General features: G+C 63.4%; 28 protein-coding genes. 9 read left to right on the top strand and 19 right to left on the bottom strand.

The features are described 5' to 3' along the window. Positions 1-395 precede the first annotated feature (395 nt). Positions 396-1877, bottom strand: a complete 1482-nt coding sequence (locus tag NKH31_RS01325; protein WP_254863333.1) for a DUF7289 family protein — start codon at positions 1875-1877, stop codon at positions 396-398. Between the two features lie 261 nt (positions 1878-2138). Here NKH31_RS01325 and NKH31_RS01320 point away from each other — a divergent pair, with 261 nt between their 5' ends. Continuing rightward, complete coding sequence (locus tag NKH31_RS01320) at positions 2139-2798, top strand: potassium channel family protein (protein WP_254863332.1); 660 nt, start codon at positions 2139-2141, stop codon at positions 2796-2798. Between the two features lie 68 nt (positions 2799-2866). Here the strand turns inward: NKH31_RS01320 and NKH31_RS01315 are convergent, their stop codons facing one another. Then, positions 2867-3862, bottom strand: coding sequence for a DNA methyltransferase (locus NKH31_RS01315; protein WP_254863331.1), 996 nt, complete (start codon positions 3860-3862; stop codon positions 2867-2869). 139 nt (positions 3863-4001) lie between these two features. On the opposite strand from NKH31_RS01315, the gene NKH31_RS01310 reads away from it, so the two are divergent. Beyond that, a complete protein-coding gene (locus NKH31_RS01310; protein ID WP_254863330.1) occupies positions 4002-4994 on the top strand; it encodes a glutathione S-transferase family protein in 993 nt (330 codons plus the stop codon). A 111-nt stretch (positions 4995-5105) separates the two neighbouring features. Continuing rightward, a complete protein-coding gene (locus NKH31_RS01305; protein WP_254863329.1) occupies positions 5106-5573 on the top strand; it encodes a MaoC/PaaZ C-terminal domain-containing protein in 468 nt (155 codons plus the stop codon). Positions 5574-5584: 11 nt separating this feature from the next. Here the strand turns inward: NKH31_RS01305 and NKH31_RS01300 are convergent, their stop codons facing one another. From NKH31_RS01300 to NKH31_RS01280, 5 genes are all read right to left on the bottom strand, one after another. Continuing rightward, the gene (locus NKH31_RS01300; RefSeq protein ID WP_254863328.1) at positions 5585-5929 is read right to left on the bottom strand and encodes a DUF7344 domain-containing protein; all 345 of its coding nucleotides are present in this window, start codon (positions 5927-5929) and stop codon (positions 5585-5587) included. Between the two features lie 161 nt (positions 5930-6090). Continuing rightward, positions 6091-6726, bottom strand: coding sequence for a helix-turn-helix domain-containing protein (locus NKH31_RS01295; RefSeq protein ID WP_254863327.1), 636 nt, complete (start codon positions 6724-6726; stop codon positions 6091-6093). Positions 6727-6808: 82 nt separating this feature from the next. Continuing rightward, positions 6809-7024 carry a DUF7535 family protein gene (locus tag NKH31_RS01290; RefSeq protein ID WP_254863326.1) on the bottom strand — a complete coding sequence of 72 codons (216 nt, stop codon included), beginning with the start codon at positions 7022-7024 and terminating at the stop codon, positions 6809-6811. Between the two features lie 54 nt (positions 7025-7078). Further along, entirely contained in the window at positions 7079-7741 is a 663-nt protein-coding gene (locus NKH31_RS01285) for an HAD family hydrolase (RefSeq protein WP_254863325.1), read from the bottom strand. 98 nt (positions 7742-7839) lie between these two features. Beyond that, positions 7840-9621, bottom strand: a complete 1782-nt coding sequence (locus NKH31_RS01280; RefSeq protein WP_254863324.1) for a MutS-related protein — start codon at positions 9619-9621, stop codon at positions 7840-7842. 610 nt (positions 9622-10231) lie between these two features. On the opposite strand from NKH31_RS01280, the gene NKH31_RS01275 reads away from it, so the two are divergent. Continuing rightward, a complete protein-coding gene (locus NKH31_RS01275; RefSeq protein ID WP_254863323.1) occupies positions 10232-10444 on the top strand; it encodes a hypothetical protein in 213 nt (70 codons plus the stop codon). A gap of 90 nt (positions 10445-10534) precedes the next feature. Here NKH31_RS01275 and gvpM read toward each other — a convergent pair whose 3' ends face one another. The 7 genes from gvpM to NKH31_RS01240 form a co-directional block, all read right to left on the bottom strand. Further along, a complete protein-coding gene (gene gvpM / locus NKH31_RS01270) occupies positions 10535-10837 on the bottom strand; it encodes a gas vesicle protein GvpM (RefSeq protein WP_254863322.1) in 303 nt (100 codons plus the stop codon). Between the two features lie 3 nt (positions 10838-10840). Further along, positions 10841-11881: a gas vesicle protein GvpL gene (gene gvpL / locus NKH31_RS01265; protein WP_254863321.1), complete on the bottom strand. Its 1041-nt coding sequence runs from the start codon at positions 11879-11881 to the stop codon at positions 10841-10843. Further along, positions 11878-12216, bottom strand: coding sequence for a gas vesicle protein K (locus NKH31_RS01260; protein ID WP_254863320.1), 339 nt, complete (start codon positions 12214-12216; stop codon positions 11878-11880). The genes gvpL and NKH31_RS01260 overlap by 4 nt, the downstream gene beginning before the upstream one ends. Next, complete coding sequence (gene gvpJ / locus NKH31_RS01255; RefSeq protein ID WP_254864842.1) at positions 12213-12650, bottom strand: gas vesicle protein GvpJ; 438 nt, start codon at positions 12648-12650, stop codon at positions 12213-12215. Before gvpJ ends, NKH31_RS01260 begins: the two co-directional genes overlap by 4 nt. Beyond that, the gene (locus NKH31_RS01250) at positions 12647-13531 is read right to left on the bottom strand and encodes a hypothetical protein (RefSeq protein ID WP_254863319.1); all 885 of its coding nucleotides are present in this window, start codon (positions 13529-13531) and stop codon (positions 12647-12649) included. The genes gvpJ and NKH31_RS01250 overlap by 4 nt, the downstream gene beginning before the upstream one ends. Before the next feature lie 136 nt (positions 13532-13667). Continuing rightward, entirely contained in the window at positions 13668-13922 is a 255-nt protein-coding gene (gene gvpG / locus NKH31_RS01245; protein WP_254863318.1) for a gas vesicle protein GvpG, read from the bottom strand. Further along, complete coding sequence (locus NKH31_RS01240; protein WP_254863317.1) at positions 13919-14545, bottom strand: GvpL/GvpF family gas vesicle protein; 627 nt, start codon at positions 14543-14545, stop codon at positions 13919-13921. The genes gvpG and NKH31_RS01240 overlap by 4 nt, the downstream gene beginning before the upstream one ends. Before the next feature lie 194 nt (positions 14546-14739). On the opposite strand from NKH31_RS01240, the gene gvpA reads away from it, so the two are divergent. From gvpA to NKH31_RS01225, 3 genes are all read left to right on the top strand, one after another. After that, complete coding sequence (gene gvpA, locus NKH31_RS01235; protein ID WP_254863316.1) at positions 14740-15033, top strand: gas vesicle protein GvpA; 294 nt, start codon at positions 14740-14742, stop codon at positions 15031-15033. A gap of 27 nt (positions 15034-15060) precedes the next feature. Next, the gene (gvpO, locus tag NKH31_RS01230; protein WP_254863315.1) at positions 15061-15579 is read left to right on the top strand and encodes a gas vesicle protein GvpO, halophile-type; all 519 of its coding nucleotides are present in this window, start codon (positions 15061-15063) and stop codon (positions 15577-15579) included. Positions 15580-15706: 127 nt separating this feature from the next. Beyond that, complete coding sequence (locus NKH31_RS01225) at positions 15707-16042, top strand: CHY zinc finger protein (protein WP_254863314.1); 336 nt, start codon at positions 15707-15709, stop codon at positions 16040-16042. A 39-nt stretch (positions 16043-16081) separates the two neighbouring features. On the opposite strand, the gene NKH31_RS01220 is transcribed toward NKH31_RS01225, so the two are convergent. Together NKH31_RS01220 and NKH31_RS01215 are read right to left on the bottom strand one after the other, a co-directional pair. After that, on the bottom strand, positions 16082-17431 hold the full coding sequence (locus tag NKH31_RS01220) for a winged helix-turn-helix transcriptional regulator (RefSeq protein WP_254863313.1): 1350 nt from the start codon (positions 17429-17431) through the stop codon (positions 16082-16084). Positions 17432-17639: 208 nt separating this feature from the next. Continuing rightward, complete coding sequence (locus NKH31_RS01215; RefSeq protein WP_254863312.1) at positions 17640-18134, bottom strand: DUF7984 family protein; 495 nt, start codon at positions 18132-18134, stop codon at positions 17640-17642. A 353-nt stretch (positions 18135-18487) separates the two neighbouring features. Here NKH31_RS01215 and NKH31_RS01210 point away from each other — a divergent pair, with 353 nt between their 5' ends. After that, positions 18488-20425, top strand: a complete 1938-nt coding sequence (locus NKH31_RS01210) for a beta-CASP ribonuclease aCPSF1 (protein WP_254863311.1) — start codon at positions 18488-18490, stop codon at positions 20423-20425. Between the two features lie 98 nt (positions 20426-20523). Here NKH31_RS01210 and NKH31_RS01205 read toward each other — a convergent pair whose 3' ends face one another. Beyond that, positions 20524-21489, bottom strand: a complete 966-nt coding sequence (locus NKH31_RS01205; protein ID WP_254863310.1) for an ABC transporter permease — start codon at positions 21487-21489, stop codon at positions 20524-20526. Between the two features lie 196 nt (positions 21490-21685). On the opposite strand from NKH31_RS01205, the gene NKH31_RS01200 reads away from it, so the two are divergent. After that, positions 21686-22864 (top strand): ABC transporter permease, encoded by a 1179-nt coding sequence (locus NKH31_RS01200; RefSeq protein ID WP_254863309.1) that lies wholly within the window; start codon positions 21686-21688, stop codon positions 22862-22864. Between the two features lie 122 nt (positions 22865-22986). On the opposite strand, the gene NKH31_RS01195 is transcribed toward NKH31_RS01200, so the two are convergent. Together NKH31_RS01195 and NKH31_RS01190 are read right to left on the bottom strand one after the other, a co-directional pair. Further along, positions 22987-23829: an endonuclease III domain-containing protein gene (locus NKH31_RS01195; protein WP_254863308.1), complete on the bottom strand. Its 843-nt coding sequence runs from the start codon at positions 23827-23829 to the stop codon at positions 22987-22989. A gap of 87 nt (positions 23830-23916) precedes the next feature. Continuing rightward, positions 23917-24855 carry a cation diffusion facilitator family transporter gene (locus NKH31_RS01190; RefSeq protein ID WP_254863307.1) on the bottom strand — a complete coding sequence of 313 codons (939 nt, stop codon included), beginning with the start codon at positions 24853-24855 and terminating at the stop codon, positions 23917-23919. Positions 24856-24875: the final 20 nt, after the last annotated feature.

The raw sequence follows: 24875 nt of genomic DNA, 5'->3' as shown, positions 1-24875 counted from the left end.
GTCTGGCTCCGTTCCTGTTCCTCGATCCCCCCTCATACGCGTTCACACAACGACCGCACATCATATAATGATATTGTTCTATATTAGGAATTAATTTACTAGTATACTTGACCTAATGACTTTGGTTTCTTCGAGAGTTTTGCTCCTCAATGCTGGAAAGTCGGATTGTAAGTGGAATTTGGCCAAAATAACCAGGTCTGTGGGGTTCCGTTAGTGTGTACCTTTCGTCCGCAGCACCGACCACTCATTTCACCGATAGAGCGGGAAACCGGTGTGATGACGAGTGAACTGGCCAATCGGGGAGAAGATCGAAGAGTCGAATCAGTATCGGCCGCACGAATCATCGTTCGGGCCACTGGTGGCTACATCGCGTCCAAGCGTATCTTCTCGTCAGGTCAGTTGGTCACGTCCAGGCCGAACACGGCCACGTTGAGGTACGTGATGTGCGGCGGCGGCGCGTAGCCCTCCGGATACGGGTCGATCGACGCGTCTTCGAGCGACTCGTGGTGTGAGAAGTCGAACGCGGCGCTCTGGCCGCAGATGGTTGAGCCGATGATCGAGCCGGTGAAGCTGGCGTTCGCCTGGAATGCGAACTGGTACTGATCGGAGTCACAGCGTCCGAGCCGATCCTCGTACTCCCACGAATCCTGATCGCTCGCGGCGTAAATCACGCCTTCGTACCGCGGACTTCCCTGATTGATGCTGACCGACATCTCGGAGGTGCCGTATATTTGTATCAGCGACGCGTCGACGTCTTCTTCACATGGTTCGACGCAGATGTTTCCGCCGTTCTGGATGTCCAGGTGGCCCGTCGAATAGATCTTCAACTCGTTTCCGTCCTCGTAGTCGGTGACGGTGATGAAATCGGTGACGCCCGCCGACGAAATCGAGCCGTCGACGATGATCGTCACGTTCCCGTCGGAGAGGTCGACTTCGTGAGATCCGCCGTACATCGCGTCGGCGAGGTAGGTCCCGTTCGTGAAGGTGGCGTTGTGGGTCTGGTCGAGGGTTCCGTATTGTCGGTCGATTTCGAGTGAGCCGTCGTTGGCATCGTCGACCAGATCGTCGATGACGTCGTCCATCGGGCGCAAGTGTCCGTACTGTCCGTTTTCTTCGATCTGGTCGGTGTGACTTCCACCCGGGGCACTCGTGTAGGTCGCGCCGTGATCCAGCGCGTCCTCGAACGTTAGCGGGCCGAATTGAACCGTGACGGATTGGTTGTCGTGATCGACGTCACGTATGACGCCCTCTCCGCCCTGCGTCTCGAAGTAGGACTCCCAGCCGCGGTAGTACGGACTCTGGATCGTCATCTCGACCGTTTCGTCTTCGACGATGTTCGCCTGGGGGACCGGATCGGTCGTCGCTCGGTCGATCGACACGGGCCCGGAAGAGAGGTCACGTTGTTCGGTCACCGTCGCGATCGGAAGCGTCAGCGTTTCAGTGCGAGCATCGTAATGTACCGGTGGCGAAGAGAGCATTCGCGTCTCGTTCCCGCGTTCCGCCCAGACCCCGCCCGCCTGGTAGGCGACGACGCTGCCGTCTTCGTGTTCGTACTCGATCGCCCCGATCGTCTCGAACACGTGTTGTTCGTCCCCCCACTCGATCGAGATGTTCCCGGCGTCCGTCTTCGTGATCGCCCCCGAGTCACCGACGTCGAACTCGAGTTCTTGAATCCGCTCTCCGTCCACCGTCGCCGAGGACATGGCGTGACTCAACTGGACGAACGATTGTTCGATCCGCTCTTTTTCGGCGGACGCTTGCGTATCCGAGACGACGCTGCCGCCGACGAGCAACAATCCCAGCGCGGAGATTGAAACGAGGCCGAGCAACATGACGACGCCGAGTACTTCCGCCTGCGACCGGGAGGCTTCGGTCATTGGTGGTCGACACAGCCTGTCCCGGAGAGTCATGGTGTCGAGAACGATTTACATGATATTAAGTGATATGAGTAATCGCTTAATTATCTTCGTTTAATTTACCCACTTGTCTTATATATCATGGTGTTGGTCCCGCTGTCAAACCTCATAACCGATATCCTCGCACCGCTGGCTATAGTTCCCCTCTTGGCCCGTCCGTAGAGCGGCCGCAACAGCTGGGACGGATCAATCTATATGTGGGTGGCTACCAAACCACCTGGCATGCGGGTCATCATCGTCGGTTACGGTCGGGTCGGACGTCGAACCGCTCGAATCCTCTCCGAAGAGGGCCACGAGGCGGTTATCGTCGAGCGCAACCCGGACCGAGTCGAACGGGCTCGATCGGATGGATTCGAAGTGGTCGGCGGAAACGGCGAAGAAGAGGCGGTTCTGCGCGAAGCCGACGTCGAATCCGCGGACGCAATCGGCGCCTTCACCCCGGACCTCAACACCAACTTCGCCGCGTGTATGGTGGGATCGCATCACGGCTGTCGAACCGTGTTGCGCATCGACGAGGACTACCGAGAGGAGATCTACGAAAAGTACGCAGAAAACGTCGACGAGATCGTCTACCCCGAGCGCCTCGGGGCGGCCGGTGCCAAGACCGCCATGCTGGGCGGCAACTTCAACGCGATCGCCGACCTCGCGGCGAACCTCCAGTTACAGGTCGTCCAGGTCGAATCCGAGGCGCCGGCGGTCGGAAAGCGACTCAGCGAACTCGATCTGCCGGAGGGTGTCAAAGTCTACGCACACGGTCGACGACCCGAGTCGCTCACCATCCCCCTCCCGGGAACCGAACTCCAACCAGGTGACGAACTCGCCGTCATCCTCGATGTCGGTGCGTCCGACTCGCTTCGCTCACAGCTGTCTGCGCCGTCCTGACTGGGGTCGATGACTCGCTCGTCGATCGGTTCTACTGGACCGTCGATTCCCAGCGACCCGATTGTCCGCTACGGCTCGTTTCGAAACACCAGCACGTTCTGGTGGACCATCGACGGAACGAACGCGTACGGATACCCGTAGACGTGGAGATCCTTCAGTGGATCGTACCAGATCAGGTTCGCTTTGAGCGTGAGCGAGGTCCCCTCGTCGATGGCCCGCGAGAGGTCGGCCGAGAGAAACTCGTAGGACTGGTCTCGGTACATGTCGCCGATGAAGACGACTGCGTATCCGTCCGGGACGAGGGCGTCGGTAACCCGGTCGAAGCAGCTACTCATCTCCGAAAGCCACGCGTCTTTCGTCGCCCACGAACCGTCGTCTCGCTCCCCGTCGAACGAGTCGAGTTTGCTCTCTCTCGTCTCGCGCCGATTTCTCGTCTGGGCTACTTCGTCCATGTGCCAGTACGGGACGTCGGTCAGCAGGAGATCGATCGACGCCGATTCGACGTCGTCGATCAGGTCGCGACAATCGCCGTGGCGGAGGTCCTGTTCGGTGAGTGGCGCTTCCCCTCGCTCGCGTCGCTCGCCGTTTTCCTGTTCGAGCACCGTCTCGTAAATGTCGATCCAGCGTTCGGTGCGTTCGAAGCCGATCGCTTCGCGAATCCCCGTTCCTTCGTGTTCACAGAAACTCGCCCCGAGCAGGGTGCCACCGACGCCGGCGAACGGATCGAGAATGCGGTCGCCGGCCTTGCTGAACCGTTCGATCAGGTCGGCACACAGCCGCGGCGGTTTTTGCCCGCCGTGTTCGCTTCGCAGCTCGTGCTGGACGTCGGGCGGATACCGCTCGGTGATCACCGATTTGGTGGCGAACTTCCACTCTCTTCCCGTGAGGTCGTTGACTCGATTTCGCTCGTCGTAGATGCCTCGGCCGTCGATGTGTGTCTGGTGATCTGCGAGCGTCCTCGATTCGGTCGTCGCGTCGCCAGCATTCGATGCGGATTCGTCTTCCTGGCTCTCGTCCGGGGTATCTTCCGCGTCGAGCGAGCGACCCCGGTCCGATTCGTCCATGGCCAGGGTGGCGGCTCCGGTCGTAAAAACACTCCGGCTCCGGTGAGTTTCAAGTTTCCACGGGGGAAGCGGTCGAACCAGGTAACACGGATGTTAGCTGGATACATTTGTACGACGCGTTCGTACGTACACGCGAACGATGAACATGCTCGTCGACGGAGAGTGGCGAACCGATGCGTTCGAATCGACCGACGATTCAGGCGCGTTCGACCGCCAGGAGACGACGTTTCGAGACCGAATACGCGACGAACCCGGTGCGACGTTCGAACCGGAGCCCGGTCGCTACCACCTCTACGTCTCCTACGCGTGTCCGTGGGCTCATCGCACCCTGCTAACGCGACGGCTGCTCGGGCTCGAAGACGCTATCTCCGTCTCCGTCGTCGATCCGTACAGGGGCGAGGACGGTTGGCAGTTCACCCCCGAGAAAGACGGCTGTACGCCGGATCACATCCACGGGTCGTCGTACCTGCGAGAACTATACACGCGCGCAGATCCCGACGCAACTTGCCGGGTGACGGTCCCCGTCCTCTGGGATACGGTCGAAGACACGATAGTGAACAACGAATCGCGCGAGATCATGCGGATGCTCGACACCCAGTTTACCGACGTTGCTCGTCGTGATCGAACGCTTCTGCCCGATAGTCTCGACGATCGAGTCGACGCCGTCCTCGACGAGATATACGAACCGATCAACAACGGCGTCTATCGGGCGGGGTTCGCGACCAAGCAGGAGCCCTACGACGAGGCGATCGACGACCTCTTCGACGCGCTCGACCGCTGGAACGACGTTCTCACAGAGCAGCGGTATCTGGTGGGTGAGCGTCTCACCGAGGCCGACATCGCCATGTTCACCACACTGGTCCGTTTCGACCGCGTCTATCACACTCACTTTATGTGCAACGTCGAACAGGTCCGGGATTACGAGCACCTCTGGCCGTACCTCCGGGATCTCTACCAGACGCCGGGCGTCGCCGAGACCGTGAACATGGACCACATCGTCGAACACTACTACACGACGCACCCGGACGTCAACCCGAATCGGATCATCGCGCGCGGACCCGACCTCGAGTTCGACGCTCCGCACGACCGAGATCGGCTGTCTTCGGTCGATCCGTTGGTGCCTGACGCCTGATCGATTCGAATTCTCTCTCGCGTTTTTCGACCAAACGGAGGACCCAATTCGACCGCCGCGATCGGTCACGTTTCGATAAGTATTATCACGTCAGGTGGTATGTGTCGAGGTATGCCATACAGCTACGAACCACACTACTTTGAGGATCTCGAGATGGGCCAGACGTTCGAGAGCGCGGCGCGGACGATCACCGAATCGGACTTCGTCTTTCACTCGATGTTCACCGGCGACTGGACGGAGCTGCACACGAACGCCGAGTACTCGGAAGACGGACCGTTCGGGGCCCGGATCGCCCACGGTCCGATGACGTTCATCGTGGCGACCGGGCTCTTCCAGCGGACGGGGATCGTCGAACGGACGGTCGTCGCCTTCCTCGGGATGAACTACATGGACATCCCGAACCCGCTCTACATCGACGATACGATCAGCGGCGAGTACGAGGTCACCGAACTGCGCGAACTCGACAGCCGCGACGACGCCGGCTACGTCGAGATCGACACCACGATCACGACGCAGGACGATCGTTCGGTCTTCGAAGGCGACATGAAGTTCCTGTTCAAACGCCGCGACGCGGAGTAACGCCCGACGGCTCACCCGGCCAGCGGTCCAAATTCCGCACAACGCGCCTCGAGGATCCCGACGAGCGTGCCGAAGGCGGGCCCCGGTCGAACCGTCCCTCGTCGCCGGTCGTACGTGACCACCTCGGCCTCGTCGAGTCTCGGGAGGTGATCGTGCGAGAGCGCCGAGAACGCGTTTTCCCGATCCTGATCCCAGGGGTTCTCGTATTCACAATCAGCGATCAGTTCCGCCAGTTCCATGGTCGAGAGCGGACGGTCGAAGTCGTTGAGGACCCTGACGATCAGGCGGTGGCGCCGGTGGGAGAGCAGCGCGTACGCGCGACTTTCCGGTATCGACTGGGAGGGTCGTTCGGTCATGGTCGCCGGTTTCGGGTTTCAGTCGGACGATATTGAACAATCGCGTCCTTCCAACTCGGCGGTATCCATCCGGACGGTCGTTCAATTCGATTCGAATCGTTCAAACCGTTCGTAGTTACCCCGCAGGTCCGACCCTGTATACCCGTCAGACCGCAATCGGCTCACTCCAGCGCTCGCTCCAGCAACGTCGCCTCGGCGCGTCGGAGCCGTTCGAGAAACGCAGACTTCGAGACGCCCAGGGCGTCGGCGACGGTCGCGGCGTCGTTCGTTCTCGGGACCTCGAAGTAGCCCATCGCGTAGGCCGTCTCGAGGGCCTCGGCCTGACCGGCGGTGAGATTCCACCGCGAGACGATCGGCGAATCGTCATCCTCGCCGAGCGGCGTGAGCCGAACGAGCTGGACGCCGACCGTCTCTCCGGCCGTTTCGAGGACGTCCTGGAGCACCGCCTGCCCGACGACCGCGCCGACGTGGCGTTCGGACCCGTCGCGGTACCGAATCGATTCGACGAGAAATCCCCGATCGATCAGCCGGTGGACCACGCAGCGCTCGGTCGACAGGCAACGAAACGTCGTTCCGTCGTCGCCGACCGTCCGGTGAAGGTACCTGATCCGGTCGTCGCCGTCGAGGACGTCCGCGACGGCGTCGGCAGTCGTCGAAAAGCGTAGGAGCGTCGTTCCGTCGTCACGGGCGAGCGGTGGCGCGGCGTCGATCGGCGCGTCCACGGCCGCCGACGCGTCGGCGAGCGGACAGCCGTCGCCGGTGACCCGGAACTCGACGACGAGACACTCGGGGATCATGGCCGGGGTCGGAGGGGTCCGGGGATCACGACCGCGCACCCGAATCGGCCGACGCTGAGCGCGGTACCGTTCTCATCGCGACTCACACCGCTTGCTCGGCGCCGTCCCGTCGTCCCCAGGCAACCGGTTCCGATCGTCCGAACCGACCGCCGAGCAGGCGCCAGAGGAGCCAGCCGACGATCGCGACGGGAAGTAGTGGTAACAGAAGGAGTCCGATCCCGATCCCCACTATGTATCCGAGAATCGACATCTCTCTGTTCGGGCCGTACCCCGTCGACTGGGATACCGGTGTCGTCATACCTGAGTGTAGCTCCGTTCGACTATTCGGTGTTTCGGTTCGACGGCCGTCGGTTTAGCGTCCCGTCTCCACCAGGTCGGAGAGCGCCTCGAGCGACGTGATCTCGTGGGCGGGAACGGCGTCGAGTTCGTAGTCGATTCGGTGGTCGCGACGGATGAACGCCGCGTCGATGCCGACCGCGTCGGCTGCGGCGACGTCCACCCGACTATCCCCGACGTAGAGGGGATTGTCGGCGCCCATCGTTGTCACGGCCTGTTCGACGTAGTACGGCCGCGGCTTCTTTCGACGGATGCCATCGAGCGTTGGTTCGCGACCGATCCACGGATCGAACCGGTGGAGTTCGAAGTGGTCGACGATGTTGCCGATCGTCTCGTGCTGGTTGTTACTGACGATGGCGCGCGGAACGTCGATCGAATCCAACGCCGCGACGTCGTCGTACAGCCGTTTCTGGCCCGATCGAATCGCGTCCAGCTGCGCGTCGATCGCGGCTCGTTCGCGAGCCTCCCAGAGCGTCGCCGGTTCGACGTCGTGGTCTGCAGCGATCGAACGCAACGAGTCGATCGTCGGCCCGATCAAGGTCTCGACGTGTGATCGCGGCGGATCCGCGACGCCGACCTCCTCGAAGGCGGTCTCCATCGCTCGTTCGAGCACCGGCCGTTCCGTCGGCGTGGTCAGCACGCCGTCGTTGTCGAACACGAGCGCGTCGTAGGCCTGCATTCGGGGGTACGTATCCGTTCGAGCCGTATCGGTGTTGCGTTCGATGCGGCTCGACGAACGCTGATTGAGTGAGACCGATAGGTCACACGCGTCGTCTCTCAGTCGTGACTCGCCGACTCCGCCCACTTTGCGTCCGCCAGGGTCCGTTGCACGACGTCTCGTCCGACCGCTTCGGCGAGCGCTTCGAAGCCGGTCCGTTCCGTGCGGTCTGCGGCGTTGGCCACCAGCCGGGAGACGATGAATTCCGGCGTCGATCGACCGAGCGAACCGAAGCGCGGCTGGTAGTCGACGATGAGTTCGAGGTCCGGGTTCAGCCCTTCGGCGAAGATGCCGTCGACCCGGGCGGCGTCCGGAAGCGGCTCTAGGTCCTCGGCCAGGTGCGTGACGAACACGCCGAGTGCGTCGCGGTCGACCGTGAGCGTGACTAGCCCGTGCAGGAGATCCGCCGCGCTGCCCGGTTCCGTGATCGCTTCGAACTCGTCGACGAGCATGAGGGTCCGATCGTCGCCGGACAGCGGTGGAACGATGGACTTCAGCGTCGACTCGAGCACGCCGGCGTTGAAGCTGGCGTGGCGCCGATGGAAGACGAGCGAGTCGACCGGCGTCACCTCGGCGGAGTCGGCGGGTACGGGCAGGCCCATGCTCGCCAGGACGACAACCTGACAGAGCGTTTCGAGCAGCGTCGTCTTCCCGCCGCTGTTGGCCCCGGTGAGGACCGAAACGCGTTCGGTGCCCGGCGTGCCGGCCGCCGCCGATGCGTGCTCGACACCGTGGTCGCCCAGCGCGTAGGTCACCGGCTGGACCGCTTCGTCACCGGTCGTCGCGAGTCGAAGGTTTCTGGCTTCGACCACCGACACGGCCGGGGCATCTGGCGGTGCGAACGCCGGCCTGGTGCAGTCGAAGGCGTCGGTAAAGCGGGCCAGCGAGAGGACCAGGGCGATCTCGTCGACGGTCCCGATCGCCGTGTCGACGGCCTCGCTGGCCGCCTCGACCGTTTCGTCTAGGTCCGTTCTGACGCGTTCTTCTCGCTCGTCGATCGACGACTGGAGCGACACGCGCAGCGATCGAAGGGTTCCTCCCACGAAGTCGCCGGCGTCCGCGGCCTCGCGCGGCATCGCCTCGCGGACTTGCTCGATCGTCACGTCCGTTTCGGCGAGAAGGCGATCTTCGAACGCGTCACGAAAGCCGTCGACGTCGTGGACGCCCTCGTCCCGAAGCGCTTCGACGAGTTCGTTCGTTCCGGCGTCCATGTTGTCGATCGCTTCCCGGGCCGACCGAAGGCGATCGAGTTCGTCGTCAACCTCGCGGCGTACCCGACCGTCTTCGACCGCTCCCAGGGCGCTGGCGGCCGCGGCGAGCGTCTCGGGATCGAGGTCCGATAGCGGTGCGAACGGACCCGTCTCGAGACCGAGATCGCAAAGTTCGATAGCCGTTTCGACGGCCGCTCGCTCGCTTCCGTCGTTCGAATCGTATCGATCGTACGACGCGAGAATTGCGGTTTGCGTCGCATCGCTCAACTCGTTCCAGGCGTCCAGCGCGTCGAACACGTCGTCGAGGCGCTCTTCCATCTCTTCCCGTCTCGTCAGCGGCGTGAGAACGCGAATTCGATCACCCGCCCGTTCGGTCAGGGCGTGTTCGACGACGACGTCGAGGACGTCCTTGTACGCCTCGCGCGCGTCGGCCGTCGCGAGCGTTTCCATCCCGGCGCCACCCGTCGCCCGCCGGAGGATGTGCGTCGCCCGCCCGCGCGTGAGGCCGGCGTCGGTGAGCGCTCTGACGTCACCGCGTTCGATCGCGCTACTGGCCCGTTCAGCGCCGAGTTCGTCGACGAGTCGAGCGCGGGTCTTCGGCCCGACGCCCCAGTACTCCTCCAGTCGCATGGTCGAGGCTATTCGGGGCGGGGTACAAACGTGATTGGATCCGCGGTGACGCGTCGCTATCGTCGTCGGGACGTGGGTAGGGGAAGGGCGGGATGGTGTCCCGCCCTGGCGTGAGAGACATGAGCGCACTCGAAGCGGGGGCGAGTCCACTTTGAGTACTGGGTACGAACCCCCGGCGGGCCGGTGGGCGCATGGTGGGCGGAGCCGAGGCCGCACCCGACGCGGGGCGTCCACCCCGCACGTCGAACCTCCGCTTCGTGCCCTATTGTTATGAGATGGCTGGGGCCGTCATCGTCCGCGTAACGGCTCCCGGATCGAACCGAATCGGGCGGCTGTCGGCCGTCTCCGTCCGAATCGCTGGTCGCGGTGACGAGGTCGGAGTAGCCGCCCATTTTCGATCGGTATGGTGTGCATTCGCCCAGAACTTCGCCGGCGACGGTCGTCGAGAGTCCGTCTCAGCACCGACGCGGCCGGTATCGATCGCCGACACTGGGACCGAATAACCGACGACCCTCAGTCGATCGTACTCCGTCGGTAATCTCCCGATTTCGATCGGTTCCCGGCGAGTACCTGCAGGATAACTACGTCTCGATCCGGTCTCGGTTCGGGCATGATCGAGTGTACCAACTGCGAGACCGCCCAATTTCTCCAGATCGTCCGGAGTCGGGTCTACTTCGAGGACGGCGAGGTGATCAACGAACTGTCCGAACGCTACGAGTGTACGCTCTGTAACGCGACCGGAACGTACGCTCGCTCGGACGACAACGACGTCGAAGTCTCCGGCGAAATCACGGTGACCACTGAACGACCACGATACGCCTGAGTCGCGCTTTTTCCGGCGCGTTTCGACGGTCAGTCGATTCCTGATGCCGGTTCGATTCGTCACTTCGTCCTGCGGTCACTCGTTCGCGTTCTACTCGTCCGATTCGGTCGCGCCGTGTGCGGCCGTTGTCCTGTCACCGCTATCGTTCTGTGGAAACCCACCGTCCGCGTACTGACGCCTGGAGACCGCCTGCGCTCGTTTCGATCCGTCCCACTCCTCGAACATTCCATACCGATTCATCGTCTCCATTCCCGCGATCGCCGCCGAGAGACTCAGACCGACCAGCGGGACGTCGGCGACCGTGATGATGACGTCCGCTCGAAGCACGGCCCCGTCACGAAGCAGGACGTCGACGAGGTCGACGAGCGCGTCGTGTTCGGTCGTCGGTTCCACGGGTCAGTCCTCCGCGTCGTCGCCGGCTGTGTCGATCGACGGTACGAACGAGTACGGCGGCCAGGGGCCGGTGAATCGAACGGTGATCCCGTCGCGGTCGGCCACGGAGTCGAGCATCGAGCCGACGGCGTCGATCTCGGCCTCAGACGCCAGGACGGCGTACCGACAGACGGGGTCGCCGCCCGTCTCGGGCGATCCGGACGACGTTTCGTCGCTCGCGCCGTCGCCGGGACCAGCGGTCCCGTCCGAGTCGGGAGAGCCCCCGTCGAGCGAGATCGAGGGAGTTCGATCGAGAATCTCGAGCCGATCGACGAGGGGATCTAGCTGTTCGCGGATCGCCGACGCGAGACGGTCGTCTCGTCTTCGACGGCGCTGGGCGACGCGTTGCTCGAACTGACGGCCCATGAGGTGGGCCCGCCCCTCGGTTGCCCCCTCGATTTCTCGTTCCAGTTCGGCGAGGTCGTCGTCTTCCTCGACGATGACTTCCGTGGGGATCGGCTCGGTCCGCCGTACGTCGATGCGGTACTCCCGGTTCCCCCGGAGCGCTTCGAGCGCTCTACGGAACGACGACCGTTCCGCTTCGAGCCAGTCGGTGAGCGTCTCGTCACCGCCGGAAAGTATCGTATCGAACTGGAAGGGGATCGGCGTGCCAAAGCGCTCCGTGGCCGCGTCGACGACGCGCTGGTGTCTGACGAGCCACTTTCGGACGACGTGGGGATTTGCGGAGTCGTAGAGTTCGTCACAGGCGTGTACCACGGCACCGAGCGCTGGCCCACCATTGTCGGCGATCACCGTACTGTCGGCTCGTCTCGCCGATTCGCCTCCCGCAGACTCGCCGGAATCCGGGCCTGGCTCATCATTCGAGTCGTCCGGCGGGTCCCACCCGACGGTGGTGACCGAGACCGGTTCGTCGTCGACGCCTTCGGTCTCGAATCTCGCCGCTCGCTTCGGATCGTCGACGCGTACGACGCAGTAGAGGTACCGCCCGTCGTGGATGTCAGGGCTGTTCGACGACGGGGTCGGTGCGGCTCGTTCTTCGCTCATCTGCCACCCCCGTCGACCGCGTTCGAATTATCGTCTCCCTCGAGTACGGACTCGTCGAGGCGCTCGATCGCGTTTTCGACGATTCCGTCGAGCTGGCCGCGGAGCCTGTCCACGTCGTCGCCGATGTCCTGGTCGGATTCGATCTCGCGGATCTGCTCGTCGATCGCCGCGAGCTGTCGACCGAGTCGGTCGACTTCCTCGTCGGTCAGCCGACCGGATTCCATGCGACGAATCGCCTCCCGTTCGAGCGCGTCGACGAGGATCTCGACGACGGCCAGGACGAGCGTCATGAGCCCGTCAGCTGCCGACTCGCCGTCGATGTCGATCGTCGTCATTCGGCTTCGTCCTCCGTCGGCTCATCGGTGTTTTCCGCCGATTCGTCGGCGTCGTCTTCGAATACGTCGAGCGTCGTCGACTGTTCGACGCGTCGCCGTCCGTCTCCGTCGTCACCGGGCGTCTCCGGATCGGGGGTGACGTTGACGCCGCGCGTCGCGTCGATCGGGACCCGCGGACGATCCGACTCGGCAAGGTCCGGTTCGTCGACGGCGGCGGCGAGTCGGTCCATATCGGTTCCTTCCGGAAACGCGAGGCCGTACTTCGCGGCGGTTTCGAACGAGGCGATCGCGGCACGGACCTGAATCCCGAGCAGCTGGGTGTCGCCGATCGAGACCGCGATGTCGGCGTTGACGACGAGTCCCTTCTCTAGCAGTAGTTCGATCACGTCCGCCAGATCGGCCTGCCGTCGGCTCGGCTGGAACTCGCTCATCAGTCGTACCCCCGTCTCTCTCGTTCGCGTCTGAATCGATCGCCGTAGATGTGCGTTCGCGTCGGCGCGTCGGAGTGACGGACGGTCCGCGGCATCGTCGCGTAGTTTGGCACCGAGGCGACGTCCCGACGGCCGGAACTGATCGTGGAGACGGCGGTCGGGTTGCGCGAATTCGGCTGCGTGTCCTGCCGTCGCATCCGCTCTCGATTCTCCTCGACGACGCGCTCGAACGCCCCGTGCGTTCGCAGGAGTCCGTCGCGAAACTCGTCGATCCCGTCGATCGCCTTCGCCTGTATCACCTCCTGGTACGCGCCGAGGTTGCCGCTCTCGATGTCGACTTTTTCTTTCATTTCCTCCGCCGCGACGTCCGCGACGTCGTCTACGTCCGTCTCGACGAGTTCGTCATCGTCGTCGAACAGTCCGTCGTCCTCGTCGTCACCGACCATCTCCTCTCCGTCGAGCATCCCATCGTCCTCGTCGGCGAGTTCGTCCGTCGCGTCGTCGATTTCGCGCACAGAGTCCCACAGATCCGTCAGATCGATCGACGAGAGGGTGCGACCGAGGTCGATCGACCGGATCACCTGCCGGAGCTTCACGACGTTCGCGTCGTCTTCGTCGTCCAGCGCGTCCGGGATTTCACCTGTCTGGATCGCCTCGCGAAGCTGGCTCGCATCCACCGCGTCGGGAAGCTCGCTTATCTCGATCGATTCGAGGACGTCCCCGGTTTCTGTGAGGATCGTCACGATCGCCTCGACGTCCTCGCGAATCGATTCGATCGTTCCCTCGTCGGACGCTTCGCCGAGGACCTCCCCGATCCCCGAGTCGGTGAACGATTCGATCGTCGATTCCGCCTCGTCCAGTCGGTCTGCGAAGTCGTCTGTCATGGATGGGTCGTTCCTCGCTGTAGGGCCGTCTCCGGCAGGTTCGAAACCGCGTTTCGCTGTCCTGGCTGGCGTCCGATCACGACCGAAGGACGGATCGATTCGGTTCGATCGCACCGCCCGTCGATTCGACTCGTCCTCACGCTTTCACCTCCACGCGACCGCCCGAGAGCCACTCGCGTACTTCGAGTGCGACGTCGAGTTCGGCTTCGAGTTCCTCGCGGGTTCGTTCGTACTCCTCGTCGGACCGCTCGCCGAGTTCGTAGAGGAGGCGATTTTCGGCGATCTCGTCCTGGATCGCCTCGACGTCGTACAGCTCGTCGAGCGCCGCCGCCCGGAGCGCGTTGGCTACGCCGACGATCGGCCGAAACAGGAGGTCGTCGACGACGATCATTGCTGTGCACCGATCCTGACGTCGACGAAGCTGTACGGTGCGAACGGACCGGTGTACCGGACGAGTACCTCCTCGTGTTGCGATTCGAGCCGGCCGACGGCTTCGTCGAACGCGTCGCGTTCGTCGCGCCGGACGAGGTACGAGCGGTTCAACACGAGTCGGTCGCTGTACAGGCCGTTCTCCGCGACGTCTGCGGCGATCTGATCGAGTTCGTCGGCGACCGTGCGTCGGACGGCGTCGTCGTCGACGCCTCCTCCGGGCGGTCTGACGACGGTCACGCCGAGTTCTTCGGTCCCTTCGATCTCTCGGAGGGTCCGTTCGAGCGCGCTGCTGGCCCCGTCGAGGACGTTCTCGACCGTCACCTCGTCGCGAAAGACCATCCCGTATCGCATCGGAACGACGGTCCGGCCGCCGTCCGTCGTCATCAACTCGCGAAGAACGTCGTCGTGTCGTCGGACGTTTTCGTCGCTTCGCTCCGGCGACGCCGTCTCGATGTCGGAGACGAGCGCCGCGACCGAGCCGTTCTCGATCGGGTAGACGCGCTCGCCGTCGCCGACGCCGTCGATCGGCCGTTCGATCGTCTCGTCGACGTCGACGACGCCGTAGGCGTACGGTCGCGTCACGTTGATCCACCTCCGGCGGACCTGCTGGTCCGCGTCGATCGGTTCGTCGTCCGTAATTCGCTCGGTTTCGGCTCGAACGCCGTGCGAGCACCTGCGTGGGTCACGGGTCGCGACTCCAACGTGACGGCCCCTTACCATACTGCTTGCACGGGCCACGTCAACGGTGATACGTTCCGCTGCGGGAGTTGGGGTGCATGACAAGCCCACAACGACGACCGGACTCGTCGAGTCTCGCAGAGGTGCTGGATCGAATCCTCGATAAGGGTGTCGTGATCGACGTCTGGGCGCGCATCTCGGTCGTCGGGATCGAACTGCTCACCGTCGAGGCGCGCGTCGTCGTCGCGTCGGTCGACACCTTCTTGCACTACGCAGAGGAGATCGCGAAGATCGAACGGGCGACCGCCGAAGGCGATCTAGAAGACTTAGAAGAACTCGACGTGGAGACCAGGCCCGAGTCGTCGCCGGTCTCGGCGCAGGAATCCTCGTAGTGACGCCCGGTGTAACCAATCCCTACGATGGCACAGGCTACGACGCAGGACGACCGCTGCATCGCGCTCACCGCATCGGGCGAGCGGTGCGCACGGTCGGCCGGGTCGGGCGACTTCTGCTATCAGCACGACGAGAGTGATCCAACCGTGAGCGAAGCCGAAACCGAATCGACGGAGGAGGAATCGACCGACGAAGAATCGGAGAGCGAATCGGGCGAGCAAGAGACGACGGAACCGGAGGAAGTCGAGGTGACCGTCGAGACGGACGACGAACGCATCGAGGGCTTGCTCTCGATCAGAGAGGTCGTCCGCTCGACCGCCGGCGATCTGGTCGGCCACCCGTTCGACGGCGTCTCCGAAATTTCGGGAGCCGAGGACGGCTGGCGTGCGGTCGTCGAAGTCGTCGAACGAAAGGCCGTCCCCGACACGCAGGACGTCATCGGGCGCTACGAGATCGAGCTGGACGAGGACGGAACCGTCGTCGGCTACCGACGAATCGATCGCTACCGACGAGGTGACACGGCGTCGTTCGACGCGGTTCGGTAGATCGGACCGCCTTGACGGCCGCTCTCGTCGCCGCGAGGAAGCCCGCACTCGTTGCTCTCTGGACACTCGCTCGCCGACTCGTCGCACGATCAGAACACTCACCAATTCCGACGGTCTTACTGCAACTATGAGGCTCGTTCACGGCGTCCGCGTTCGCGGGGTCGACGTCGACGACGAAACCCGCTGTCGACACTACGACGGACCGTCCGACGTCGTCGCGATGCGGTTCGGTTGCTGTGAGTCGTTCTATCCCTGCCACCGCTGTCACGACGAGCGGACAGACCACGATGGCCAACCCTGGCCGCGCGACCGGTTCGACGAACCGGCCGTCCTCTTTGGCGTCTGTGGCTCGACGCTCACACCGCCGGCGTATTTCGACGCCGATCACCGCTGTCCGGACTGCGGGGTGGAATTCAACCCCGGTTGCGCGGCTCACCGTTCGATCTACTTCGAGGAGTCCTGATCAGCGACGATCCGGCGGTGAGTGCGAAAGACTACCCGTTCAATCGTCGCTCGGGGCGACTGACGGCTCAACGCGTGTGTGGTTCGCCCCGTCAGATCCGTCGGCCCGGTAGGCCGATTCGACGCCGGGGGCAAGCGAGTTGACGATCGTTCGCCCGTCGCGCGTCCTGTCGACGATGCCGGCCGATTCGAGCGCCGAGAGGTGGTGGGAGACCGTGCTCGGATCGAGATCGAGCCGGTCTGCAACCTGCCCGTTCGGGACGTCACCGAGTTCGATCAGGGCGGCGACGACCCGTCGCTTCGCCGGTTCGCAGAGCGCGGCGGCGAGTTCGACGTCGTCGACGTTCGCCGGATAGTAGCGTCGTTTTCCGTTCTGCTTCTCGGTTCTGACGAGCGATTCCGACTCGAGCACCGAGACGTGATGTCTGATCGTAGAGAGCGAAACGTCGTGGTCGACCTCGATCGCGGAGAGATACCGGCCCGGGTCCGCTTCGATCGTCTCGAAGATGGCCCGCCTCGTCTCGTGTTCGAGCGGGTCCGAGTCGTCGTATCGGCTGTAGCGAAAGAGGCCGAACGGGAGCGTGTGCCAGGGAACCGACCCGAGGCGGTTGGCGAGGTGAGCCAGGCGGCCGAGGTGGCGACCGACGTGACCCCCCGATCCGGCCATGCCGGCCCCGACGCCAGCTCCCGCCCCGGAGCCACCTCCGACGAACGCACCGATACTGAGTAGCCCGAGGAGGCCGGTGGCGATCGTGGATCCGGTGTCCGGACCGCCACCCATCGGGTGCTCGTCATCTGCCGACCCATCGGCCGAACGATCGGGCCGTTCGTCTGGTTCGAGTTGCTCGTCGGTGTCGTAGAAATGCAGGTCCGGAGCGGTGATGACGCCCGCTTTCGAGCGGGCCGACGTGATGACTCCTGTGAGATCCCGAGTCGTTCCGAGCAGCACCGATTCCTCACCGAGCAATTCGACAATTGCGTCCTGGTAGAATCGATCTTCGTCCAGGAGCGATCGATCCTCGTCTACGAGCGTCGACGCGGTGTCCTCGACGACCGAGTCAGCGTCGTCCGTCGCGTTCTCGATCGTCGAACCGGTGTCGTCGATCGGATCGAGAAGCGACGCGTCGTCGTCCGAGTCGGCTTCGTCCGTCGACTCGTCATCGGGTTCAGAGAGGGTATCACCGGTTTCGTTCTCGACCGTGTCGGTGAGGTCGTCGGTTTCGTTCTCGATCGTGTCGGTAAGGTCGTCGGTGGAACGTTCGACGATGTCGGCCTCCGCGCTGTCTCCGCCGGCTGTCGCGATCGCGCCGGTAACCGCGATCGTCGCCACAAAGAGGGCGGTGACGAGAATGACGCTGGCGCAGACGCGTCGGCGTGACGACGCTCCCATTGGTTCGCTCGGGACATTCTCGTTCCCTGTAATAGGTTTTCTCCTCGAATTCGGCGAACGCGAGGTCGCCTATAACCGGACAGGGTCCGAATCACGGCTTTTCGCTCGAGGAGTCTAATTTGGCGCGGGTCGTCCGGGTGAGACGTTCTGTCGCGGGTCGTCCGGGTGAGACGTTCCGTTTTTTACTCCGGTGTGCGCGATGAGAATGCTATTGCTCGTCCGGTTCAACGGCGAACGGGCTGGCCGTTTCCGTCCAGGGCCAGCCGGGAAGTCGCTCCTGGAAGCCGGCGGCCAGCGCGGCGTCGAGATCGTCGATGCCGGCTGCCTCGTCGGCTGTGCCGTGTACGTGAATATCGGCGTAGTGAAACGTCGCCTCGCCGAGGGTACGCAGCGGCTGCGTGCCCGCGATGGTCGCGGCCAATTCGCGACCGAGGAGTTCGTCGACGACGAACCCGGGATAATCGCCGTCGACGTCGAGGTTGCGCAAGAGGCCAACCATCGCGGCGACGTTCACGGCCAGATCACCGTCAGCGAACACCTCGTCGACCGCCTTCCGATACTCGTCTCCGGTGACGTGTGCGACCTCCGTCTCGAAGTGGTCGCCCAGTTGGTCTCGAATCTGATTTATCAGTGAGACGATTCGGGGGCCACGCTCGTACAGCCAGTCTCGCTCGGATTCGACGCGGGTCGGCGTGAGTTCCATGACACCGCTTTGGGCGCCAGGCCCCTCACGTTTGCGAAGGCTTTTATAGCCCGGGCTGGCTATCTCCGATAAGCGGGTTCTCGTTTGTCCTCCCGTACGGAAAGGACCGAACCCTGTGAACGTATTCGTCACCCGGTCGACGATAGTACCACGATGATTCGAGAAGGGACCTCCTGCGTGGCAGACGCCTCGTTGGGCTGTCTACCCACCACAACCGTCCACCCGTTCGTGACGAGTTCGAAGCGGCGACTGTCGACTCACACAGCCGATTCGACGCCTCGTCCGACGGCGCCCTCCCGGGCGTCTCGGACCCCCGACCATCCGTACACCATATCAACTTCACACGTGCGATTATGAGTACCGTAGAGCAGCAACTCGACGATTTGAAAGCAGAGATCACGAGCGAAATACCGAACGACATCACGGTTTCATCGGTGAAGTACGAGGGGCCGGAACTCGTCGTCTACACCCACGATCCGAAGAAGTTCGCCCAGCAAGGAGACCTCGTCAGAACGCTAGCGAGTAAACTGAGAAAACGGATCATCATCCGACCGGATCCGACCGTTCTCTCGCGACCAGAAGAGGCGCGCGAACAGATCCTCGACGTGATTCCGGACGAAGCCGGCGTCGAAGACCTGGATTTCCACGCCGACACCGGAGAGGTCGTGATCGAGGCGGCCAAACCGGGAATGGTCATCGGTCGACACGGTTCGACTCTGCGCGAGATCACGCAGACCGTCGGCTGGACGCCGGAAGTCGTCCGCACGCCGCCGATCGAGTCCTCGACCGTCTCGAACGTTCGTAACTTCTTGAAACAAGAGCGCGACGAGCGCCGAGACGTCCTGGAACGAATCGGTCGACAGATCCACCGCGAGGAGATGTCGGACGACGAGTACGTTCGCATCTCGACGCTCGGGTGCTGTCGCGAGGTCGGACGCGCGTCGTTCATCCTCTCGACGCCCGAGACGCGGATCCTCGTCGACTGCGGCGACAAACCCGGCGCCGAAGGTGAAGTTCCGTACCTCCACGCGCCGGAAGCTTTCGGCGCGGGCCCCCAGTCGATCGATGCGGTCGTCCTCACCCACGCCCACCTCGATCACTCGGCGTTCATCCCGCTCTTGTTCAAGTACGGCTACGACGGCCCGATTTACTGTACGGAACCCACGCGCGATCTGATGGGGCTTCTCACCCTGGATTACCTCGACGTCGCGGCGAAGGAGGGCCGGACGCCGCCGTACGAGTCGGAGCAGGTCCGCGAGGCGATCAAACACTGCATTCCGATCGAGTACGGTGACGTGACGGACATCGCCCCCGACGTCAAAGTCACGTTCCACAACGCGGGTCACATTCTCGGCTCCGCGGTCACGCACTTCCACATCGGCGACGGCCTCTACAACGTCTGTTTCTCCGGCGACATTCACTACGAGGACACGCGCCTGTTCAACGGCGCGGTCAACGACTTCCCTCGCGTCGAAACGCTCGTCCTGGAGTCGACCTACGGCGGTCGCAACGACTACCAGACCGACCAGGGTGACGCCGAACGAAAACTCGTCGAGATCGTCAAAGAGACGTTCGACCGCGGTGGAAAGGTGGTCATTCCCGCCTTCGCCGTCGGGCGCTCCCAGGAGATCATGCTCGTCATCGAGGAGGCCATGCGCGAGGGCGATATTCCGACGATGCCTGTCCACCTAGACGGGATGATCTGGGAGGCGACGGCGATCCACACGACCTATCCGGAGTACTTGCGTGACGATCTGCGAGATCGGATCTTCCACGAAGACGAAAATCCGTTCCTCGCCGACCAGTTCAACCACATCGACGGCGGGGAAGAAGAACGTCAGGACGTCGCTGACGGCGACCCTTGCATCATCCTCTCGACCTCGGGGATGGTCACCGGCGGGCCGATCATGTCGTGGCTCGGCCACGTCGGGCCCGACCCTGACTCGACGCTACTCTTCGTCGGCTATCAGGCCCAGGGGACGCTCGGTCGGCGCATCCAGAACGGCTGGGACGAGATACCCGTCTCCGATATCGGTCGACACGACCGTAGCGGGAACGGGCGCGGCACGCTTTCACTCAACATGAACGTCGAAACCGTCGACGGCTTCTCCGGCCACGCTGACCGGGCCGGGCTCGAGAACTTCGTGAAGACGATGAACCCACGGCCGGAGAAAGTGCTGTGCGTTCACGGCGACGAACGCTCGGTCCAGGACCTCTCTTCGGCGCTCTATCACGAGTACAATATGCGCACGTTCGCCCCCAAGAATCTCGAAACGTTCCGGTTTCTCTAGTCGCGTCTCCCGATTCGATCGACTGTCGATCCGAGCGCCGAAATTATTATCCCACGAAACCGACTTGCTGAAGCGGTGCGGATCCCGCGAACGCGTCGTTACTCGCCGACGCTCGCACGAGGATCGAGCGAGACCGTCGCGAGATCTTCGATCAGATTCGCGAGAATACAGGTGGTGGCGAACAGTGCGGTGAGCACCATGACGAGTTCGATCTCCCGGTTTACAATCCCCTGGTAGGTGAGCAGGCCGACGCCGGGCACCTCGAAGACGACTTCGATGACGAACACGGTGACGAGCAACACGCCGATGAGTTCCGCGACGAACAGCGAAAACAGCGGGAGCGCCGCGTTTCGGAAGACGTGTCTGGCGACGCGTGGCGAACTCGACCCTTTGGCACGGACGAGTTTCACGTACTCTTCTTTGAGCGCCTCTCGAGTTTCCGCCCTGGTGTAGCGAAAGAACCCGGCGACGAGGTGCGTGGTGAGAACGAACCCGGGAAGCGTCAGCCAGAGCAGATTCGATGTGCTGAATCCATCATCGAGTTGGTACTCGGACGGAAACCACGACGGATCGAGGTCCTGGAGGGTGTAGAAGATGACCGCCGCGAGAAAGAAATTCGGCAGACTGAACAGGACGTACATGCTGGAACCGGTGAGCCGGGTGTGCCAGGCGCGCGGTCGGCTCGCCGCCACGTAGCCGGCTACCAGCGCGAGACCGAATGCGAGCAGCGCCGACGGAATCACGTAGGCGAGCGTGATCGGCAGCGCCGTTACAACCGCGCCGGCGTTCGACGCTGATTCGCCGATGATGGGATCGCCCGCCCAGACCGAGGCCGTGTTCGACTCACCCCACTCGAATCTGAGAAACGATCCCATGAACTCGACGTACTGCTCTCGGAGCGGTGGTTCGTCCGCCGCATCCGGCGGGGCGTGTAAACTTCTCGCTTCGGGGTCGGTCGTCGACGAGATGAGCGCGAACATCGCCGAGACGACGACGAGAACCAGCCCGCACGCCCAGGCGATTCGCGCACCGAGAGCGGAAAGCAGCGACCGGGAGGGCGACATAGTCCACAATTCCGTCATATTTTATAAATATGTGTCGGTGACACGCGCGCCGCTCGTTCGGGTACGCCTTCGGTCGTCACACTCGTTTTGCCGCTCCGTGGAGGCTCGTTTCACGATCTACCGCGCTGATGTGGCAAATTAGCTATAGAATCAATAACCATTTATGGAAGGAGTCGCCTCGTACGATCAGTCCTCCATGGTCGACGTGACCGACGTTACGGACGAGATGTTCGAGGATTCGACCTACGGCAGATACCGATGGCTGGTCCGCCCGGTGTCGATCGTCGGCGTATACGCGCTCATGTTCGCGAGCATCGCCGTGTGGTACGACCCGGAGACGGCGAGTCGGGTCGAGTGGTTCGGACTCGACGTGTACCTGCTAGAGTGGATCTCGTTATTGTCCGTCCTCATCGTCGTTCTCGTCGTCGGCCCGGCCGTCGCGAGGCGACCGACGGCGGTTCGACGATTTCTCGTCCGGTTCGCGCGGGACCGCGTCGCCCTCGTCGCGCTACTCGTGCTGTGCTGGGTGATCGCGATGGCGTTTTACGGCGAGTTCGTCGTCGGACGGGAGGTACAGTTCGATCCGGCCGTCTCCCACAACCCGCCGGTCGGGTTCTCCGCGGAGTTCTGGATACCGAACACCTGCGTCGGGACCGAATCCGACGGCTCCTGTTACGGCACCCTCGAACACCCGCTCGGAACCGACCGATCCGGTCGAGACATTTCACACGCCGTCACGCAAGGGATCCTGACGAGCCTGCAGGTCGGCGTCTCGACGGCCGTCATCGCCGGCGGACTCGGAACGGTCGTCGGGGTGACGGCGGGGACGCTCGGTGGTCGCGTCGACGACGTCCTGATGCGCCTGGTCGACGTCGTCACGTCCGTCCCCGCGTTCTTCGCGTACGTGCTGGTGATGATGGCGCTCGCGACGGGTCGAACGCACGTTCTGCTGGTACTCCTGTTCGGACTCTTCAGCTGGGGTGGATTCGCCCGTCTGGTGAGAAGCGAAGTGCTTCGGGTGAAAACCGAACAGTACGTCGAGTCCGCGCGGGCGGCGGGTGCCGGAAACCTCTACGTGGTCAGATACCACGTGCTACCGAACGTGACGACCGGCGTGTTCGTCCCCATCGTTACGCTGGTCCCCATCTACATGCTCGCCGAGGCCGCCCTCTCGTATCTGGATTTACTCCACACGCACGCCTACACCGTCTCGCTGGGCGAGGAGATCGCCGACGGATTCGATCAGCCGTACGGATACTGGTGGTACGTCTGGTGGGACGCCGTCGTGCCCGCAGTCGCACTGACCCTGTTGATACTCTGCATCTTCCTCGTCGGCGACCGAATCAATGAACTGGTAGACCCGCGAGAATCGTGACGCCTGGATGGGACCTCGACGTCCGAGCCGCGCCGTGACGGCGTGTGACGGTTCCGCACGGTCGCTGGTCGGACGAATTCGCCGTCGAGTGAACTCGACGGGCACCACTGGCCGATCCGCCATCAGGTCGCGTCGGCCGGATCGACGACGGAACCCGTCTCCTCGGTTACGCCGATCCGGTCGCACGAATCGTACAACGGACAGGCTTCAGGCCCGTCGAGACACGCCGGGGTCCTGGCCGAACAGAACTCCCTGCCGAACTGGATCATTGCAGTGTGTCCGAACCCGCACTTCTCGGGTGGAACGTCCGCTTCGAGCGCCTCGCGAACTTCCTCGTGATCGGCGTCCGGCGGTGTGAGTCCCATCCGCCTGGAGATGCGGTGAACGTGCGTATCGACGGGAAAGACGCCGTCGCGCCCGCCTGCGAACAGGAGCACGCAGTCGGCCGTTTTCGGTCCGACGCCGCGGACGTCGAGCAGTTCGGACCGAACCGTCTCGGCGTCCGTCTCCGTGACGAACGCGTCGAACGACGCGGCGGAGCCGAACCGTTCTACGATCCACTCGGCGGCTTCGGCGATCATTCGTGCCTTCTGGTTGTAGAGGCCGGCCGAACTGATCGTCTCGGCCAGGGTTTCCCGGTTCGCAGCGGCGAGCGATGCGGCGAGGTCGTCCCCGTCAGAATCGTATCTCTCGATCAACGCGTCGTGAGCTGGTTGACTCGCGACGTCGCTCGTGTTCTGACTCAATATCGTTCGAACGAGACACGTAAACGCGTCCTGTCCACCGTAGGCTTTCTGCCAGTACCTCTCTCCGAGGGAGTCGACCACCCGTTCGGCGCGGGTGTCGGCCGTCGCCGGTTCGAAGACGCGGGCCGCTCCACCGCCGTCGGACCCGCCGCTTATGTTTTCGGCCGGTTCGTCCGCGGTCGAATCTGTCGATTGGCTCGACGCGGATCGATCGCTCATACGTAGACGAGGGGCCGACGATCAAAATGGACGTCGATTTCTCAATTGACTTCCCTCCGTCCGTTCACGCGCAGAAAACGCGACGTCTCACTCGCGGGCGCCGCGGTGCGACGACGGCCCGTCCGGACTGCCGTCGGTCGCGTCTTTCCACTCGCCGATCCCGGACGGATCGAGGTGAACGTGGGCGTCCCCGACCGGTTCGAGGGCGCGCGTTCGTTCGACCAGGGCCGTTTCGATGTCGTGGGCGTCCCGAAGCGGGAGGTCGCCGTCAACTTCTACGTGCGCTTCGACTTCGAGGACGGTCCCGTCGTAGTAGACGACGAGGTCGTGGACCCCTTCGACCGCCGGATGTGAGAGTAGCGTTTCTTCGACGACCTCCCGATGTCCCTCGGGGGCCGCCGTTCCCGCGAGGTACCCGACGTTCTCGCGACCGATCGAGACGCCCTGGTAGATGACGAGCAGGCTGACGAGCCCGCCGGCGATCGGGTCGAGCGCCGGATACCCCATCATCAGCCCGAGAATTCCGACGAGTGCGGCGAACGACGTGTAGAGATCATTTCGGCAGTCTGCGGCCAGGGCGGCGAGCGCCGTCGATCCGATGGTCGCGTTGATCGCTGCGGTGTACCGGTAGACGGCGTACATCGTCACCATCGCGAACGTAACGGCGCCCAGCAAGGCGTAATTGAACGTCCCCGACGCACCGGCGAGCAGCCCTTGCGTCGATTCGAAGAACAGGCTCGCGCCGAGTACGACGATCATCGCGCCGACGAAGAGGGCGGTCAACGGCTCGATCCTGGCGTGGCCGTGCGGGTGGCTGGCGTCGGGATCGTCGAACCGGCTCTCTCCCCAGACGAGAACGACGACGCTCGCGACCAGGTCGCCGATCGAGTGGGCGGCGTCGGCGACCAGCGCGACGCTCCCGAACGCGAGACCGGCCGCTCCCTCGACGATAATTTTCGCCGCATTTCCGATCACGTTCGCCCACGACGCGCGGGCGAACCGCCGACGCTCGTCGATGTCCGCCACACCGTACTTAGATTCAATCT

It is taken from the genome of Halovivax gelatinilyticus, assembly GCF_024300625.1.
In the GTDB taxonomy this organism is placed as follows: Archaea; Halobacteriota; Halobacteria; order Halobacteriales; family Natrialbaceae; genus Halovivax; species Halovivax gelatinilyticus.
Note: the sequence above shows the minus strand (reverse complement) of the source record. Positions and strands in the feature narration are given on the sequence as shown.

Bases quoted from the DNA above. Each gene is read 5' to 3' on its own strand.
- NKH31_RS01325 (WP_254863333.1), bottom strand. From the start codon at position 1,877: ATGACCGAAGCCTCCCGGTCGCAGGCGGAAGTACTCGGCGTCGTCATG.
- NKH31_RS01320 (WP_254863332.1), top strand. From the start codon at position 2,139: ATGCGGGTCATCATCGTCGGTTACGGTCGGGTCGGACGTCGAACCGCT.
- NKH31_RS01315 (WP_254863331.1), bottom strand. From the start codon at position 3,862: ATGGACGAATCGGACCGGGGTCGCTCGCTCGACGCGGAAGATACCCCG.
- NKH31_RS01310 (WP_254863330.1), top strand. From the start codon at position 4,002: ATGAACATGCTCGTCGACGGAGAGTGGCGAACCGATGCGTTCGAATCG.
- NKH31_RS01305 (WP_254863329.1), top strand. From the start codon at position 5,106: ATGCCATACAGCTACGAACCACACTACTTTGAGGATCTCGAGATGGGC.
- NKH31_RS01300 (WP_254863328.1), bottom strand. From the start codon at position 5,929: ATGACCGAACGACCCTCCCAGTCGATACCGGAAAGTCGCGCGTACGCG.
- NKH31_RS01295 (WP_254863327.1), bottom strand. From the start codon at position 6,726: ATGATCCCCGAGTGTCTCGTCGTCGAGTTCCGGGTCACCGGCGACGGC.
- NKH31_RS01290 (WP_254863326.1), bottom strand. From the start codon at position 7,024: ATGACGACACCGGTATCCCAGTCGACGGGGTACGGCCCGAACAGAGAG.
- NKH31_RS01285 (WP_254863325.1), bottom strand. From the start codon at position 7,741: ATGCAGGCCTACGACGCGCTCGTGTTCGACAACGACGGCGTGCTGACC.
- NKH31_RS01280 (WP_254863324.1), bottom strand. From the start codon at position 9,621: ATGCGACTGGAGGAGTACTGGGGCGTCGGGCCGAAGACCCGCGCTCGA.
- NKH31_RS01275 (WP_254863323.1), top strand. From the start codon at position 10,232: ATGATCGAGTGTACCAACTGCGAGACCGCCCAATTTCTCCAGATCGTC.
- gvpL (WP_254863321.1), bottom strand. From the start codon at position 11,881: ATGAGCGAAGAACGAGCCGCACCGACCCCGTCGTCGAACAGCCCTGAC.
- NKH31_RS01260 (WP_254863320.1), bottom strand. From the start codon at position 12,216: ATGACGACGATCGACATCGACGGCGAGTCGGCAGCTGACGGGCTCATG.
- NKH31_RS01250 (WP_254863319.1), bottom strand. From the start codon at position 13,531: ATGACAGACGACTTCGCAGACCGACTGGACGAGGCGGAATCGACGATC.
- gvpG (WP_254863318.1), bottom strand. From the start codon at position 13,922: ATGATCGTCGTCGACGACCTCCTGTTTCGGCCGATCGTCGGCGTAGCC.
- gvpA (WP_254863316.1), top strand. From the start codon at position 14,740: ATGACAAGCCCACAACGACGACCGGACTCGTCGAGTCTCGCAGAGGTG.
- gvpO (WP_254863315.1), top strand. From the start codon at position 15,061: ATGGCACAGGCTACGACGCAGGACGACCGCTGCATCGCGCTCACCGCA.
- NKH31_RS01225 (WP_254863314.1), top strand. From the start codon at position 15,707: ATGAGGCTCGTTCACGGCGTCCGCGTTCGCGGGGTCGACGTCGACGAC.
- NKH31_RS01220 (WP_254863313.1), bottom strand. From the start codon at position 17,431: ATGGGAGCGTCGTCACGCCGACGCGTCTGCGCCAGCGTCATTCTCGTC.
- NKH31_RS01215 (WP_254863312.1), bottom strand. From the start codon at position 18,134: ATGGAACTCACGCCGACCCGCGTCGAATCCGAGCGAGACTGGCTGTAC.
- NKH31_RS01210 (WP_254863311.1), top strand. From the start codon at position 18,488: ATGAGTACCGTAGAGCAGCAACTCGACGATTTGAAAGCAGAGATCACG.
- NKH31_RS01205 (WP_254863310.1), bottom strand. From the start codon at position 21,489: ATGTCGCCCTCCCGGTCGCTGCTTTCCGCTCTCGGTGCGCGAATCGCC.
- NKH31_RS01200 (WP_254863309.1), top strand. From the start codon at position 21,686: ATGGTCGACGTGACCGACGTTACGGACGAGATGTTCGAGGATTCGACC.
- NKH31_RS01195 (WP_254863308.1), bottom strand. From the start codon at position 23,829: ATGAGCGATCGATCCGCGTCGAGCCAATCGACAGATTCGACCGCGGAC.